25 protein-coding genes are annotated in these 12,628 nt (G+C 59.5%); all 25 read right to left on the bottom strand.

Annotation, left to right across the window (positions count from 1 at the left end; translation table 11 throughout):
* Positions 1-170: 170 nt before the first annotated feature.
* Entirely contained in the window at positions 171-566 is a 396-nt protein-coding gene (rplQ, locus tag AC1DYX_RS02620) for a 50S ribosomal protein L17 (protein ID WP_477255973.1), read from the bottom strand.
* A gap of 122 nt (positions 567-688) precedes the next feature.
* Positions 689-1,666 carry a DNA-directed RNA polymerase subunit alpha gene (locus AC1DYX_RS02615; RefSeq protein WP_296953178.1) on the bottom strand — a complete coding sequence of 326 codons (978 nt, stop codon included), beginning with the start codon at positions 1,664-1,666 and terminating at the stop codon, positions 689-691.
* 183 nt (positions 1,667-1,849) lie between these two features.
* A complete protein-coding gene (gene rpsD, locus AC1DYX_RS02610; RefSeq protein WP_477255971.1) occupies positions 1,850-2,473 on the bottom strand; it encodes a 30S ribosomal protein S4 in 624 nt (207 codons plus the stop codon).
* 242 nt (positions 2,474-2,715) lie between these two features.
* Positions 2,716-3,120, bottom strand: a complete 405-nt coding sequence (gene rpsK, locus AC1DYX_RS02605; protein WP_036172227.1) for a 30S ribosomal protein S11 — start codon at positions 3,118-3,120, stop codon at positions 2,716-2,718.
* Positions 3,121-3,134: 14 nt separating this feature from the next.
* Complete coding sequence (gene rpsM / locus AC1DYX_RS02600) at positions 3,135-3,500, bottom strand: 30S ribosomal protein S13 (RefSeq protein WP_036240369.1); 366 nt, start codon at positions 3,498-3,500, stop codon at positions 3,135-3,137.
* A 15-nt stretch (positions 3,501-3,515) separates the two neighbouring features.
* Positions 3,516-3,629, bottom strand: coding sequence for a 50S ribosomal protein L36 (rpmJ, locus tag AC1DYX_RS02595; protein WP_005663407.1), 114 nt, complete (start codon positions 3,627-3,629; stop codon positions 3,516-3,518).
* Between the two features lie 37 nt (positions 3,630-3,666).
* The gene (gene infA / locus AC1DYX_RS02590) at positions 3,667-3,885 is read right to left on the bottom strand and encodes a translation initiation factor IF-1 (RefSeq protein ID WP_005663428.1); all 219 of its coding nucleotides are present in this window, start codon (positions 3,883-3,885) and stop codon (positions 3,667-3,669) included.
* 32 nt (positions 3,886-3,917) lie between these two features.
* Entirely contained in the window at positions 3,918-5,252 is a 1,335-nt protein-coding gene (gene secY, locus AC1DYX_RS02585; protein ID WP_477255969.1) for a preprotein translocase subunit SecY, read from the bottom strand.
* Positions 5,253-5,281: 29 nt separating this feature from the next.
* Positions 5,282-5,713, bottom strand: a complete 432-nt coding sequence (gene rplO, locus AC1DYX_RS02580; protein WP_036240364.1) for a 50S ribosomal protein L15 — start codon at positions 5,711-5,713, stop codon at positions 5,282-5,284.
* 27 nt (positions 5,714-5,740) lie between these two features.
* Entirely contained in the window at positions 5,741-5,920 is a 180-nt protein-coding gene (rpmD, locus tag AC1DYX_RS02575; protein ID WP_036240361.1) for a 50S ribosomal protein L30, read from the bottom strand.
* A gap of 10 nt (positions 5,921-5,930) precedes the next feature.
* Complete coding sequence (gene rpsE, locus AC1DYX_RS02570) at positions 5,931-6,449, bottom strand: 30S ribosomal protein S5 (RefSeq protein WP_036240359.1); 519 nt, start codon at positions 6,447-6,449, stop codon at positions 5,931-5,933.
* A gap of 12 nt (positions 6,450-6,461) precedes the next feature.
* On the bottom strand, positions 6,462-6,824 hold the full coding sequence (gene rplR / locus AC1DYX_RS02565; RefSeq protein WP_036240357.1) for a 50S ribosomal protein L18: 363 nt from the start codon (positions 6,822-6,824) through the stop codon (positions 6,462-6,464).
* Between the two features lie 12 nt (positions 6,825-6,836).
* The gene (rplF, locus tag AC1DYX_RS02560; RefSeq protein WP_477255966.1) at positions 6,837-7,370 is read right to left on the bottom strand and encodes a 50S ribosomal protein L6; all 534 of its coding nucleotides are present in this window, start codon (positions 7,368-7,370) and stop codon (positions 6,837-6,839) included.
* A 10-nt stretch (positions 7,371-7,380) separates the two neighbouring features.
* A complete protein-coding gene (gene rpsH, locus AC1DYX_RS02555; RefSeq protein ID WP_036240352.1) occupies positions 7,381-7,776 on the bottom strand; it encodes a 30S ribosomal protein S8 in 396 nt (131 codons plus the stop codon).
* 14 nt (positions 7,777-7,790) lie between these two features.
* Positions 7,791-8,096, bottom strand: coding sequence for a 30S ribosomal protein S14 (rpsN, locus tag AC1DYX_RS02550; protein WP_075794239.1), 306 nt, complete (start codon positions 8,094-8,096; stop codon positions 7,791-7,793).
* A gap of 4 nt (positions 8,097-8,100) precedes the next feature.
* Entirely contained in the window at positions 8,101-8,640 is a 540-nt protein-coding gene (rplE, locus tag AC1DYX_RS02545; protein WP_075794238.1) for a 50S ribosomal protein L5, read from the bottom strand.
* 6 nt (positions 8,641-8,646) lie between these two features.
* The gene (gene rplX, locus AC1DYX_RS02540) at positions 8,647-8,961 is read right to left on the bottom strand and encodes a 50S ribosomal protein L24 (protein WP_036240348.1); all 315 of its coding nucleotides are present in this window, start codon (positions 8,959-8,961) and stop codon (positions 8,647-8,649) included.
* A gap of 10 nt (positions 8,962-8,971) precedes the next feature.
* The gene (gene rplN, locus AC1DYX_RS02535) at positions 8,972-9,340 is read right to left on the bottom strand and encodes a 50S ribosomal protein L14 (RefSeq protein WP_036240346.1); all 369 of its coding nucleotides are present in this window, start codon (positions 9,338-9,340) and stop codon (positions 8,972-8,974) included.
* A 288-nt stretch (positions 9,341-9,628) separates the two neighbouring features.
* On the bottom strand, positions 9,629-9,901 hold the full coding sequence (gene rpsQ / locus AC1DYX_RS02530) for a 30S ribosomal protein S17 (RefSeq protein WP_477255962.1): 273 nt from the start codon (positions 9,899-9,901) through the stop codon (positions 9,629-9,631).
* Positions 9,898-10,089: a 50S ribosomal protein L29 gene (gene rpmC, locus AC1DYX_RS02525; RefSeq protein ID WP_036240341.1), complete on the bottom strand. Its 192-nt coding sequence runs from the start codon at positions 10,087-10,089 to the stop codon at positions 9,898-9,900. The genes rpsQ and rpmC overlap by 4 nt, the downstream gene beginning before the upstream one ends.
* A gap of 12 nt (positions 10,090-10,101) precedes the next feature.
* Positions 10,102-10,521: a 50S ribosomal protein L16 gene (gene rplP / locus AC1DYX_RS02520; RefSeq protein ID WP_005663456.1), complete on the bottom strand. Its 420-nt coding sequence runs from the start codon at positions 10,519-10,521 to the stop codon at positions 10,102-10,104.
* A gap of 2 nt (positions 10,522-10,523) precedes the next feature.
* Positions 10,524-11,318 (bottom strand): 30S ribosomal protein S3, encoded by a 795-nt coding sequence (rpsC, locus tag AC1DYX_RS02515; RefSeq protein WP_036240339.1) that lies wholly within the window; start codon positions 11,316-11,318, stop codon positions 10,524-10,526.
* 11 nt (positions 11,319-11,329) lie between these two features.
* The gene (gene rplV, locus AC1DYX_RS02510; RefSeq protein ID WP_179966292.1) at positions 11,330-11,662 is read right to left on the bottom strand and encodes a 50S ribosomal protein L22; all 333 of its coding nucleotides are present in this window, start codon (positions 11,660-11,662) and stop codon (positions 11,330-11,332) included.
* A complete protein-coding gene (gene rpsS / locus AC1DYX_RS02505) occupies positions 11,659-11,934 on the bottom strand; it encodes a 30S ribosomal protein S19 (protein WP_036240336.1) in 276 nt (91 codons plus the stop codon). The genes rplV and rpsS overlap by 4 nt, the downstream gene beginning before the upstream one ends.
* 9 nt (positions 11,935-11,943) lie before the next feature.
* A partial coding sequence (rplB, locus tag AC1DYX_RS02500; RefSeq protein WP_477255959.1) for a 50S ribosomal protein L2 occupies positions 11,944-12,628 on the bottom strand: 685 nt, incomplete at its 5' end.

Below are 12,628 nucleotides of genomic sequence, written 5' to 3'. Positions count from 1 at the left end.
GCAGTGACACATTTATCTATCCAACAGGCAACAATAAATACGATGCGCAAAAACTGCAACACGTATTTGTTCGATCGAGCGGTGTTACAACAGATCGCAGAGCCAACTGATGCGAACCAGATAAAAAAAACCAGGCGCAAGGCCTGGTTTTCATGAACGCGAAGTAGCGATTACTCGGCGGTCGGTGCTTCGTCGGCCGAGGTGACTTCCGGACGGTCGACCAGCTCGACGAAGGCCATCGGGGCGTTGTCGCCAACGCGGAAGCCCATCTTCAGGATACGGATGTAGCCGCCCGGACGCGCGTTGTAGCGCGGGCCGATTTCGGCGAACAGCTTCTGCACGATTTCGCGGTCACGCAGACGCGAGAAAGCCAGACGCTTGTTGGCCAGCGTGTCGCTCTTGCCCAGGGTGATGATCGGCTCGACGACTTTGCGCAGTTCCTTGGCTTTCGGCAGGGTGGTCTTGATCGCTTCGTGACGCAGCAGCGAAACGGTCATGTTGCGCAGCATGGCGAGACGGTGGGACGAGGTGCGGTTCAGCTTGCGAAGGCCGTGACGGTGACGCATGGTATTTCCTTTCGAGTGTTTTAAATCCAGTTCTTCGATCGTTCACGCGCAAGGCGTGACCGCGGACCGGTTCAAGGTTGAAAACTGCCCGAGCGACATTGCTCGGGCAGGTACAGCAATTCTTACTTCTCCAGACCAGCCGGCGGCCAGTTCTCGAGTTTCATGCCGAGGGTCAGACCACGGGAAGCCAGGACTTCCTTGATCTCGTTCAGCGACTTGCGACCCAGGTTCGGCGTCTTCAGCAGTTCGTTTTCCGAACGCTGGATCAGGTCGCCGATGTAGTAGATGTTCTCGGCCTTCAGGCAGTTTGCCGAACGGACGGTCAGCTCCAGATCGTCCACCGGACGCAGCAGGATCGGATCGACCAGCGGCGCACGCGACGGTGCTTCGGCGGCGGCTTCCGTGCCTTCCAGGGCAGCGAACACGTTCAGCTGGTCGACCAGCACGCGGGCCGACTGGCGGATCGCTTCTTCCGGCGTGATGACGCCGTTGGTCTCGATGTTGATGATCAGCTTGTCGAGGTCGGTACGCTGTTCGACACGGGCCGATTCCACGGCGTACGACACACGGCGGACCGGCGAGAACGACGCGTCCAGGATGATGCGGCCGATGGTCTTGTTCGTGTCTTCCGACAGGCGGCGCACGTTACCCGGCACATAGCCACGGCCTTTTTCGACCTTGATCTGCATGTCCAGCTTGCCGCCGGCGGTCAGGTGGGCGATCACGTGTTCCGGGTTGATCAGTTCGACGTCATGCGGCAGGTCGATGTCGGATGCCAGGACGGGGCCTTCGCCTTCCTTCTTCAGGGTCAGCGTCACGGAGTCGCGGTTGTGCACCTTGAACACGACGCCTTTCAGGTTCAGCAGCAGGTCGACGACGTCTTCCTGCACACCGTCCAGCGACGAGTACTCGTGCACGACGCCGGCGATCGTCACTTCGGTCGGGGCATAGCCGATCATCGACGACAGCAGGACGCGGCGCAGCGCGTTACCCAGCGTGTGGCCATAACCACGTTCGAACGGTTCCATCACGACTTTTGCGTGACCTGCACCCAGGGCTTCGACGTCGATGATACGTGGCTTCAACAAACTATTTTGCATGAAATGTCCTTTTCAATACCCTCGGCTCGTTACACCGATAAGGCTGATGGCATCAGTAGAAACGCCCGCTACGATGGCGGGCGGGTATAACGAATTCGGTGTTGGGGCGGAGATTGCGCTCCGCCCCTCCCGGCAGGACCGGGTGCGCGGCAAGGGACGGCGCAGCCGTCCCGAGACCGGCGATTAACGCGAGTACAGTTCGACGATCAGTGCTTCGTTGACGTCGGCAGCGATCTCGTTACGCTCCGGGAAGCTACGGAAGGTGCCTTCCATCTTCTTGGCATCGACCGACACCCAGCTCGGGAAGCCAACCTGGTCGGCCAGCGACAGGGCTTCCAGGATACGGGTCTGCTTCTTGGCCTTTTCGCGCACGGCGACGACGTCGCCGGTCTTGACCTGGTACGAAGCGATGTTCACGACGTTGCCGTTCACGGTCAGGGCCTTGTGGCTGACCAGCTGACGCGCTTCCGAGCGGGTCGAGCCGAAGCCCATGCGGTAGACGACGTTGTCCAGACGCGATTCCAGCAGCTTCAGCAGGGTTTCGCCGGTATTGCCCTTGCGGCGCGACGCTTCTGCGAAGTAGCGGCGGAACTGACGCTCCAGCACGCCGTACATACGCTTGACCTTCTGCTTTTCACGCAGCTGGTTGCCGTAGTCCGACGTACGCTGGCCCGACTTGACGCCGTGCTGGCCCGGTTTGACGTCCAGTTTGCACTTCGAATCGAGCGAGCGACGTGCGCTCTTCAGGAACAGGTCGGTGCCTTCACGGCGCGACAGTTTTGCTTTGGGTCCGATATAACGTGCCACGTTAAACTTCCTTTATTTTGATGATCACGCCCCGGATGTGGTCGCAAAGCGGCCACAACAGGCGCTAGTCCAGTTCTGCATGAGACCGGACGTGGCTTACAAAAACCTCAGGGCCAGGACGGCCCAAGGCGACAATAGCCGGGCAGTATAACCCATTTCGGGGTTAACTGCACCGGCAACTGATAACACCACGGCGTGTAGCGTATCCGCAAGCTGTCGGGCGGACGAGCCGCCCGCACAGATTAGATACGACGACGCTTCGGCGGACGGCAGCCGTTGTGCGGAACCGGCGTCACGTCCTGGATCTCGGTGATCTTGATACCCAGGTTGTTCAGCGCGCGCACAGCCGACTCACGGCCCGGGCCCGGGCCCTTGATGCGGACTTCCAGGTTCTTCACGCCGTATTCCTGAGCAACCTTGCCAGCTGCTTCGGCTGCGACCTGAGCCGCGAACGGGGTCGATTTACGCGAACCCTTGAAGCCTGCGCCGCCGGACGTCGCCCACGACAGGGCATTGCCCTGGCGATCGGTGATCGTGATGATGGTGTTGTTGAACGATGCGTGGACGTGTGCGATGCCTTCGGCGACGTTCTTCTTGACTTTCTTGCGGATGCGGGCTGCAGCCGCCGAGCTTTGTTGCTTAGCCATGGTCAGTTCCTAGATTATTTCTTGAGCGATTGAGCTGCCTTGCGCGGGCCCTTGCGGGTACGTGCATTCGTACGGGTGCGCTGGCCACGGACCGGCAGGCCCTTGCGGTGACGCATGCCGCGGTAGCAACCCAGGTCCATCAGACGCTTGATGCTCATGGACAGCTCACGGCGCAGGTCGCCCTCAACCACGAACTTGCCGACTGCATCACGCAGCTTTTCCAGCTCGTTGTCGTCCAGGTCCTTGACCTTCTTGTTGGTCGCAACGCCGGTCGATTCGCAGATCTGCTTCGAGCGGGTACGGCCGATGCCATAGATCGCCGTCAGGCCGATGACGGTGTGCTGATGATTGGGGACGTTGACCCCTGCAATACGTGCCATTCGATATTCCTCGTATTAACCTTGACGCTGCTTGTGACGCGGCTCGACGCAGATCACACGGACCACGCCCTTGCGCTTGATGATCTTGCAGTTGCGGCAGATCCGCTTGACTGAAGCGTTAACTTTCATTTTGCACTCTCTTCCAGATTCGATAACTTGATTAGTTTTACTTGGTGCGGAACACGATGCGGGCCCGGGACAAATCGTAAGGGGTCAGTTCCACCGTTACCTTGTCACCCGGAAGAATGCGGATGTAATTCATCCGCATTTTACCCGAGATATGTCCAAGCACCACGTGCCCGTTTTCCAGCTTCACGCGAAAGGTCGCGTTCGGGAGATTCTCCAGAATCTCCCCTTGCATTTGGATGACGTCGTCTTTTGCCATTCGGTCTCTTCACTCCTGGAGGCGCCGGCCGCTCAACGCGACGGGATACCGCCCTTGAAATTAGCCTTGCGCAGCAGCGATTCATATTGCTGCGACATGACGTAGTTCTGCACCTGCGCCATGAAGTCCATCGTGACGACCACGATGATCAGCAGGGAGGTTCCGCCAAAGTAGAAAGGAACTTTCCACTGGCTCTGCATGAACTCCGGCAACAGGCACACCAGCGTGATATAGACCGCACCGGCCAGGGTCAGGCGCATCAGGATCTTGTCGATGTAGCGCGCGGTCTGCTCGCCCGGACGGATGCCCGGTACAAACGCGCCGCTCTTCTTCAAGTTGTCCGCCGTTTCCTTGCTGTTGAATACCAGCGCCGTATAGAAGAAGCAGAAGAACACGATCGCCACCGCATACAGCAACGCATGGATCGGTTCGCCCGGAGTCAACGATGCGGCCAGGTCTTTCAGGAACCCGATGAACGGATTCGAGGTGTCCTTGCCGCGCGTGAACCAGTCGACGATCGTGGTCGGGAACAGGATGATCGACGAAGCGAAGATCGGCGGGATGACCCCAGCCATGTTCAGCTTCAGCGGCAGGTGGCTGGTTTGGCCACCGTAGATCTTGTTACCGACCTGGCGTTTCGCGTAATTCACCAGGATCTTGCGCTGGCCGCGTTCCACGAACACGACCGCGTAGGTCACCAGGGCTACCAGAATCACGATGAAGATTGCGGCGAAGCTGCTGATCGAGCCGTTCGACACCAGGGTGAACAGGCTACCCAGTGCGCTCGGCAGACCGGCTGCGATACCGGCAAAAATGATGATCGAGATACCGTTGCCAAGACCACGTTCGGTGATCTGCTCGCCCAGCCACATGAGGAACATGGTGCCGGTCAGCAGGGTCACGACGGTCACGAGGCGGAAGCCCATCCCCGGATCGAGCACGAGGCCTTGCTGCGCCTCGAGCGCGACGGCGATGCCGAACGCCTGGAACAGAGCCAGCACGACCGTGAAGTAACGGGTGTACTGGGTGATCTTGCGGCGGCCGGACTCGCCCTCTTTCTTCAGTGCCTCCATCTGCGGCGAGACGATCGACACCAGCTGCATGATGATCGAAGCCGAAATGTAAGGCGTGATGCCAAGAGCGAACACGGCAAAGCGGGACAAGGCGCCGCCCGAGAACATGTTGAACATGCCCAGGATGCCGCCCTCGTTCTGCTTGAACAGCTGGGCCATGGCGACCGGGTCAATCCCGGGGACCGGGATGTGAGCACCGATACGGTACACGACCAATGCGCCAAGCAAGAACCACAACCGGCCCCAGGGGAAGCCGGAAGCAGCACTTTTACCAAGTTGTGAATTAGTCGCCAATTTTTGCTCCGATCAGGCAGCGGCCGCGTTTAGGCGACCGAACCGCCAGCTGCTTCGATCGCTGCCTTCGCGCCGGCAGTCGCTTTGATGCCTTTCAGGTTCACCGCTTTGGTGATTTCACCCGACAGGATCACGCGCACGTCGCGAGCGACGACCGGCAGCACGCCGGCTTGCTTGAGCACCAGGACGTCGACGTCGGCGACAGCCAGGTTGTTCAGGTCCGACAGACGCACTTCAGCCTTGAACGTGGCGTTCAGCGACTTGAAGCCACGCTTCGGCAGACGGCGCTGCAGCGGCATCTGGCCGCCTTCGAAACCGACCTTGTGGAAGCCGCCCGAACGCGACTTCTGACCCTTGTGACCACGGCCGGCGGTCTTGCCCAGGCCCGAGCCGATACCGCGACCGACGCGGCGCTTGGCGTGTTTCGCGCCTTCAGCGGGTTGGATGGTATTGAGTTGCATTATTTTCTCCGTTGACCAAGCCGCGGCTTAGTCGACAATTTTCACGAGGTAGTTGACCTTGTTGATCATGCCGCGGATCGCCGGGGTGTCCTGCAGCTCGGAAACCGAGTTGACACGACGCAGACCCAGACCGCGCACGGTGGCGCGGTGATCCTGACGGGTACCGATCAGGCCTTTGACCAGCTTGACTTTGATGGTGTTTGCCATGGTATTCCCCTTAACCCAGGATCTCTTCCACCGACTTGCCACGCTTGGCAGCGATGTCGGCCGGAGTGCTCATTTTTGCCAGGCCGTCGAGCGTCGCACGAACCAGGTTGTACGGGTTCGACGAACCGGTCGACTTGGCGACGACGTCGGTGACGCCCATCACTTCGAAGATTGCGCGCATTGCGCCGCCTGCGATCACGCCGGTACCCGGCTTGGCCGGCGACATCATCACGTACGACGCGCCGTGGCGGCCGGTGACGCTGTGCTGCAGCGTGCCGTTCTTGAGGGGCACCTTGATCAGGTTGCGGCGGGCTTCTTCCATCGCTTTCTGCACGCCGACCGGAACTTCCTTCGACTTGCCTTTGCCCATGCCGATGCGGCCATCGCCGTCACCGACAACGGTCAGCGCTGCAAAACCCATGATACGACCACCCTTGACCACTTTGGTCACGCGGTTGATCGCGATCATCTTCTCGCGCATGCCATCATCCGGCTTGTCGCTTGCCATTTTCGCTTGCATTTTTGCCATGACGATTCTTCCTTAGAACTTCAGACCAGCTTCGCGCGCGGCTTCTGCCAGCGCCTTCACACGGCCGTGGTAACGGAAACCCGAACGGTCGAACGCGACTTCGGTGATCCCTGCTTTCAGTGCTTTTTCTGCGACGCGCTTGCCAACCAGTGCGGCTGCAGCGGCGTTGCCGCCCGCACCCGACTTGCCGCCCAGCTCGGCGCGCACTTCTGCTTCCAGCGTCGAAGCCGAAACCAGGACCTTCGCATCCGGGCTGATCAGGTTCGCATAGATGTGCAGGTTGGTGCGATGCACCGACAGGCGGTTCACGCCCAGCTGCGCGATCTTGATGCGGGTTTGGCGTCCGCGACGCAGACGCGATTCTTTCTTGTCCATCGTCAGCTCCGATTATTTCTTCTTGGTTTCTTTAAGCTTCACCACTTCGTCCGCATAACGGACACCCTTGCCTTTGTACGGCTCAGGCGAGCGGTAAGCGCGCACTTCTGCGGCAACCTGGCCGACCTTTTGACGGTCGATACCCTTGATCAGGATCTCGGTCGGGGTCGGGGTCGCTGCGGTGATGCCTTCCGGCATTGCGTGCAGGACCGGGTGCGAGAAGCCCAGCGACAGGTTCAGGGCGTTGCCTTGGACGGCGGCCTTGTAACCCACGCCGACCAGGGTCAGGCGCTTTTCGAAACCTTTGGTGACACCGGTCACCATGTTGTTCACCAGTGCACGCAGGGTGCCCGACATGGCGTTCGATTCGCGGGAATCGTCGATCACGTCGAAGGTCAGCGTGCCATTGTTGTTTTCCACTTTGACCAGGCCGTTCAGCGGCTGGGTCAGGGTGCCCAGCGGGCCCTTGACGGTGATCGACGACGCGTTGATGGCGACATCGGCACCTGCCGGGACGGCGATTGGCATCTTAGCTACTCGAGACATCGTCTACTCCTTAAGCCACGTAGCAAATCACTTCGCCACCGACACCGGTAGCGCGTGCTTTGCGGTCGGTCATCACACCCTTCGGGGTCGAGACGATCGCCACGCCCAGGCCGTTCATGACCTGAGGGATCTCATCTTTACCCTTGTAGATGCGCAGGCCAGGACGGGAGACGCGCTCGATGCGCTCGATAACCGGACGGCCGACGTAGTACTTCAAACCGATTTTCAGTTCAGCCTTGCCACCTTCGGTGGACACGGCGTAATCCTCGATGTAACCCTCGTCCTTCAGGACGTTGGCAATCGCAACTTTCAGCTTCGACGACGGCATTTCGACGGTGGTCTTCTGCACGCCCTGCGCGTTGCGAATACGGGTCAGCATATCGGCGATAGGATCGCTCATACTCATTGCTTATTCTCCTATTACCAGCTAGCTTTGGTCATACCCGGGATTTCGCCTTTCATGGCGAATTCGCGGAGTTTGGTACGGGCCAGACCGAATTTACGGAAAGTGCCACGGGGACGGCCGGTGATGGCGCAGCGGTTACGCTGGCGCGACGGTGCCGAGTTACGCGGCAGGGCCTGCAGCTTCAGGCGTGCTTCGTAACGCTCTTCTTCCGTCTTCGATTGGTCGTCGATGATTGCTTTCAGAGCGGCACGCTTTGCGGCGAATTTCTCCACCAGGTCTGCACGCTTCTGTTCGCGGTTAATCAGTGCAAGTTTTGCCATGTTCTTAGTTCCGGAACGGGAATTTGAATGCGGCGAGCAGCGCTTTGGCTTCTTCGTCGGTCTTAGCGGTCGTGGTGATCGAGATGTTCATGCCACGCAGCGCATCGATCTTGTCGTAATCGATTTCCGGGAAGATGATCTGCTCTTTGACGCCGATGTTGTAGTTGCCGCGACCATCGAACGATTTGCCGCTGACACCACGGAAGTCACGCACGCGCGGCAGTGCCACGGTGATGAAACGGTCCAGGAATTCGTACATGCGGGCGCCACGCAGGGTCACCATCGTGCCGATCGGATAGCCTTCGCGGATCTTGAAACCTGCGATTGCCTTGCGAGCCTTGGTCACGACCGGCTTCTGGCCAGCGATCTTGGTCAGGTCGCCGGTTGCGTGCTCGATGATCTTCTTGTCGGCGACAGCTTCCGACAGACCCATGTTCAGGGTGATCTTGGTCAGGCGCGGCACTTCCATCACCGACTTGTAACCGAATTTTTCGGTCAGTTCGGCAACGACTTTGTCTTTATACAGTTGTTGGAGACGGGCCATTTCTCATTACCCTTTCACTACTTCGCCGTTCGACTTGAAGACGCGGACTTTTTTGCCATCCACTTCTTTGAAGCCAACGCGATCAGCCTTGCCGGTCGCTGCGTTGAACAGCGCGACGTTCGACACGTGAATCGGCATGGTCTTGTCGACGATACCACCAGTTACGCCGGTCATCGGGTTCGGCTTGACGGCCTTCTTGGCCACGTTCACGCCTTCGACGATGACGTGCTCAGCATCTACGCGCTGCTGAACGACACCGCGCTTGCCCTTGTCTTTACCGGCCAGAACGATGACTTCGTCGTTTTTACGAATCTTATCCATTGCGACTCCCTTACAGAACTTCAGGWGCCAGRGACACGATCTTCATGAACTTYTCRGTRCGCARYTCGCGCGTCACYGGTCCRAAGATGCGGGTRCCGATMGGCTCCAGCTTGTTGTTCAGCAGGACGGCGGCATTGCCGTCGAACTTCACCAGGGAGCCGTCCTGGCGGCGCACACCTTTAGCGGTACGCACGACCACGGCGTTGTAGATTTCACCTTTCTTGACGCGGCCGCGCGGAGCAGCTTGCTTCACGGTGACCTTGATCACGTCGCCAATACTGGCGTAACGGCGCTTGGAGCCGCCCAATACCTTGATGCACAAAACTTCTTTTGCACCGGTATTGTCGGCCACTTCGAGCCGGCTTTCGGTTTGAATCATGATATTTTCTTTCCCAACTTAAGCCGAAGAAACCCCACGGAAAACCGTAGGCCTGCGGTCAGTCTTGGTCCCGCCGTCCGCACTCATTGCAAGCGCGTACGTTTGGGTGATTGGACTTTCCAATGTTCGTTGCAGGCCGCAGTTACCGAAGGAAGAACTGCGGCAACACATGAACGAAGCCCGCTAGTATTCCACATACCAGCGGGCCACGCAAGACAAATTTTCCGGGGGCGTTGTAAAACCTACTGTGCAAAGCTCGCTACGGTTTTACAAGGCCCCGGTTTTGGATCAGAGAACCGGAGCGACCTGCAGAACTTTGGTCAGGGTCCAAGCCTTCGTCTTCGAGATCGGGCGACCTTCCGCGATCTCGACGGTGTCGCCGATTTTCGCCTGGTTGGTCTCGTCGTGCGCGTGATACTTGTTCGAGCGCAYGATGATCTTGCCGTACAGCGGGTGCTTGACGTGACGTTCGATCAGCACGGTCACCGTCTTGTCCATCTTGTCGGACACGACTTTGCCGACCAGCGTACGCTTCAGCGCCGTTTTAGTGGTGTCGTTCATTTGGCTTCCTTCTGGTTCATCACGGTCTTGACACGCGCGATATCGCGGCGCACCTTCTTGAGCTGGGCGGTGTTCGTCAGTTGCTGCGTAGCGATTTGCATGCGCAGGCCGAACTGTGCCTTCAGCAGCTCATTCAGCTCTTGCTGCAGAGCTGCCTGGTCCTTGCCGCGGAGTTCCGTTGCTTTCATTCTTAACTCCTGTTATTGGCCGACTTGACGCACGACGAACGTCGTTGCCAGCGGCAGTTTGGCGGCAGCCAGGCGGAATGCTTCGCGCGCCAGTTCTTCAGCGACGCCGTCCATTTCGTACAGGACCTTGCCCGGCTGGATCTCGGCCACGTAGTACTCCGGATTACCTTTACCGTTACCCATACGGACTTCAGCCGGCTTGTTCGAGATCGGCTTGTCCGGGAAGATACGGATCCAGATACGGCCGCCACGTTTGATGTGACGGGTCATGGCACGACGGGCAGCTTCGATCTGGCGTGCGGTGATACGGCCGCGGGCAACCGCCTTCAGGCCGAACTCACCGAACGAGACCGCGGTGCCGCGGGTGTGCGAAATGCCGGTGTTACGGCCTTTCTGCTCTTTACGATACTTTCTGCGGGATGGCTGCAGCATGCTTATTCTCCTGCTTTCTCAGCAGCCGGCTTGGCAGCGCGGCGGCCTGCTGGTGCGGTACCTGGCTTGGCGCCCGGGCGGCCACGGCCAGCCGGTTTGCCGTCGTCGCGACGCGGGCCGCGCGGCTTTTTCTCGTCGGCCGGCACGTCGATCACCGGTGCTTCGCCGGTCGGCGAACGGTCACCCTTGTAAACCCAGACTTTCACGCCGATGATGCCGTACGTGGTCGAAGCTTCGCTCGTGCCGTAGTCGATGTCGGCGCGCAGGGTGTGCAGGGGCACACGGCCTTCGCGGTACCATTCGGTACGTGCGATCTCGATGCCGTTCAGGCGGCCCGACGACATGATCTTGATGCCGACGGCGCCCAGACGCATTGCGTTCTGCATGGCGCGCTTCATCGCGCGGCGGAACATGATGCGCTTTTCGAGCTGCTGGGCGATCGAATCGGCGATCAGCTGCGAGTCGATTTCCGGCTTGCGGATTTCTTCGATATTGACGTGCACCGGCACGCCCATGATCTTGGTCAGCGACGACTTCAGGACTTCGATGTCTTCGCCCTTCTTGCCGATGACCACGCCCGGACGCGACGAGTAGATCGTGAAGCGCGCGTTCTTGGCCGGACGCTCGATGACGATGCGGCCGACGGAGGCGTTCTTCAGTTTCTTCTTCAGGAAAGCGCGGGCTTCCAGGTCTTCCTTCAGCATGTCGGCAAAGTTGCCGTTGCCAGCGTACCAGCGCGATGCCCAGTTACGGGTGACCGCCAGGCGGAAGCCGGTTGGGTGGATTTTCTGACCCATCGTGTGACTCCTTAGTTACCGACAGTCACGAAGATGTGACAGGATTGTTTCGAAATGCGATCGCCGCGGCCTTTGGCACGTGCCGTAAAGCGCTTCAGGATCGGGCCCTTTTCGACATAGATCTGAACGACCTTCAGTTCGTCGATGTCGGCACCATCGTTGTGCTCGGCGTTCGCGATTGCGGACTCCAGCACTTTCTTGATGATGGTCGCGCCTTTTTTCGGGCTGAACTGCAGGATGTTCAGCGCGGCGTCGACTTTCTTGCCGCGGATCAGATCGGCGACGAGGCGGCCTTTCTGTTCCGACAGGCGGACGCCTTTGAGGATAGCTTTAGTTTCCATTATTTCTTCGCCTTCTTGTCAGCGGCGTGGCCCTTGAACGTGCGGGTCAGGGCGAATTCGCCCAGCTTGTGACCCACCATGTTCTCGGACACGTACACCGGCACGTGCACTTTGCCGTTGTGGACGGCGATCGTCAGACCGATGAAGTCCGGGGTGATCGTCGAGCGGCGCGACCAGGTTTTGACCGGCTTTTTGTCTTTGTTCGCTTGCGCGGCTTCGACTTTTTTCACCAGGTGGGCGTCAATGAACGGCCCTTTTTTCAATGAACGAGTCATGTCTTATCCTTATTTCTTGCCGCGGCGCGAGACGATCATCGACGACGTGCGCTTGTTCGAACGCGTCTTCTTGCCCTTCGTCTGCTGGCCCCATGGCGACACCGGATGACGACCGGCAGCCGTACGACCTTCACCACCACCGTGCGGGTGGTCGATCGGGTTCATCACCACACCGCGAACGGTCGGGCGGACACCGCGCCAGCGCATTGCACCGGCTTTACCGATCTTGCGCAGGTTGTGCTCGCCGTTGCCGACTTCGCCAACCGTTGCGCGGCACTCGATGTGCACGCGGCGCACTTCACCCGAGCGCAGGCGAACCTGAGCGTAGGTGCCTTCGCGTGCCATCAGCACGACGCCGGCGCCTGCGGTACGGGCCATTTGGGCGCCCTTACCCGGCAGCATTTCGACGCAGTGCATGGTGGTGCCGACCGGGATGTTACGGATCGGCAGGCAGTTACCCGACTTGATCGGCGCTTCCGAGCCGTTCATGACGGTGTCGCCCACAGCCATGCCTTTGGTGGCGATGATGTACGCGCGGAAACCGTCGGCGTAGCACACCAGAGCGATGTGCGCGCTGCGGTTCGGGTCGTACTCGATGCGCTCGACCTTGGCCGGGATACCGTCCTTGTTGCGCTTGAAGTCGACCACGCGGTAGTGGTGCTTGTGACCACCGCCAATGTGGCGGGTGGTGATG

This window comes from Massilia sp. P2_C2, from assembly GCF_056404615.1.
This window is presented reverse-complemented; position numbering and strand designations above follow the sequence as displayed.

Excerpts from the sequence above, each read along its gene's own strand:
- rpsH (WP_036240352.1), bottom strand. The coding sequence starts at position 7,776 with ATGAGTATGAGCGATCCTATCGCCGATATGCTGACCCGTATTCGCAAC.
- rplF (WP_477255966.1), bottom strand. The coding sequence starts at position 7,370 with ATGTCTCGAGTAGCTAAGATGCCAATCGCCGTCCCGGCAGGTGCCGAT.
- rpsM (WP_036240369.1), bottom strand. The coding sequence starts at position 3,500 with ATGGCACGTATTGCAGGGGTCAACGTCCCCAATCATCAGCACACCGTC.
- rplX (WP_036240348.1), bottom strand. The coding sequence starts at position 8,961 with ATGGATAAGATTCGTAAAAACGACGAAGTCATCGTTCTGGCCGGTAAA.
- rplE (WP_075794238.1), bottom strand. The coding sequence starts at position 8,640 with ATGGCCCGTCTCCAACAACTGTATAAAGACAAAGTCGTTGCCGAACTG.
- rpsN (WP_075794239.1), bottom strand. The coding sequence starts at position 8,096 with ATGGCAAAACTTGCACTGATTAACCGCGAACAGAAGCGTGCAGACCTG.
- rplO (WP_036240364.1), bottom strand. The coding sequence starts at position 5,713 with ATGCAACTCAATACCATCCAACCCGCTGAAGGCGCGAAACACGCCAAG.
- rpmD (WP_036240361.1), bottom strand. The coding sequence starts at position 5,920 with ATGGCAAACACCATCAAAGTCAAGCTGGTCAAAGGCCTGATCGGTACC.
- rpsK (WP_036172227.1), bottom strand. The coding sequence starts at position 3,120 with ATGGCTAAGCAACAAAGCTCGGCGGCTGCAGCCCGCATCCGCAAGAAA.
- rplR (WP_036240357.1), bottom strand. The coding sequence starts at position 6,824 with ATGGACAAGAAAGAATCGCGTCTGCGTCGCGGACGCCAAACCCGCATC.
- rpmJ (WP_005663407.1), bottom strand. The coding sequence starts at position 3,629 with ATGAAAGTTAACGCTTCAGTCAAGCGGATCTGCCGCAACTGCAAGATC.
- rplP (WP_005663456.1), bottom strand. The coding sequence starts at position 10,521 with ATGCTGCAGCCATCCCGCAGAAAGTATCGTAAAGAGCAGAAAGGCCGT.
- AC1DYX_RS02615 (WP_296953178.1), bottom strand. The coding sequence starts at position 1,666 with ATGCAAAATAGTTTGTTGAAGCCACGTATCATCGACGTCGAAGCCCTG.
- rpsE (WP_036240359.1), bottom strand. The coding sequence starts at position 6,449 with ATGGCAAAAATGCAAGCGAAAATGGCAAGCGACAAGCCGGATGATGGC.
- rpmC (WP_036240341.1), bottom strand. The coding sequence starts at position 10,089 with ATGAAAGCAACGGAACTCCGCGGCAAGGACCAGGCAGCTCTGCAGCAA.
- rpsC (WP_036240339.1), bottom strand. The coding sequence starts at position 11,318 with ATGGGTCAGAAAATCCACCCAACCGGCTTCCGCCTGGCGGTCACCCGT.
- rplQ (WP_477255973.1), bottom strand. The coding sequence starts at position 566 with ATGCGTCACCGTCACGGCCTTCGCAAGCTGAACCGCACCTCGTCCCAC.
- rpsS (WP_036240336.1), bottom strand. The coding sequence starts at position 11,934 with ATGACTCGTTCATTGAAAAAAGGGCCGTTCATTGACGCCCACCTGGTG.
- infA (WP_005663428.1), bottom strand. The coding sequence starts at position 3,885 with ATGGCAAAAGACGACGTCATCCAAATGCAAGGGGAGATTCTGGAGAAT.